The sequence below is a fragment of the Caproiciproducens galactitolivorans genome (genome assembly GCF_026672255.1).
In the GTDB taxonomy this organism is placed as follows: Bacteria; Bacillota; Clostridia; order Oscillospirales; family Acutalibacteraceae; genus Caproiciproducens; species Caproiciproducens galactitolivorans_A.
Map to the genome: position 1 here is coordinate 1 of NZ_JAPOHA010000031.1, position 313 is coordinate 313.

Annotated in this window: 2 tRNA genes; both read left to right on the forward strand. The window is 52.4% G+C overall.

The features are described from left to right. Positions 1–105 precede the first annotated feature (105 nt). Positions 106–181: transfer RNA gene (locus OUY18_RS13810), tRNA-Lys, on the forward strand. Between the two features lie 56 nt (positions 182–237). After that, positions 238–312 (forward strand) — tRNA-Glu (locus OUY18_RS13815). The last annotated feature ends 1 nt before the right edge of the window (position 313 follow it).

The following is a 313-nucleotide window of genomic DNA, read 5'->3' on the forward strand; positions in this document are numbered from 1 at the left end:
CAGTTTTCAGTGTACAAAAGTAATTGAAAGATGGTAGTCCGGATTTCAGTTACAAACAAAGAGCAAACGGGGAAACCCGGAGCGTGCAGGCTCAACCTGCCATATGCACCATTAGCTCAGTTGGTAGAGCACCTGACTCTTAATCAGGGTGTCCCGGGTTCGAGTCCCTGATGGTGCACCATTAAGAAGTCGGAACAGGGGCCGGAAGCCTCTGACCTCTGCGTCTGACATGTATATGGCCCGTTGGTCAAGCGGTTAAGACACCGGCCTCTCACGCCGATAACGGGAGTTCGATTCTCCCACGGGTCACCAA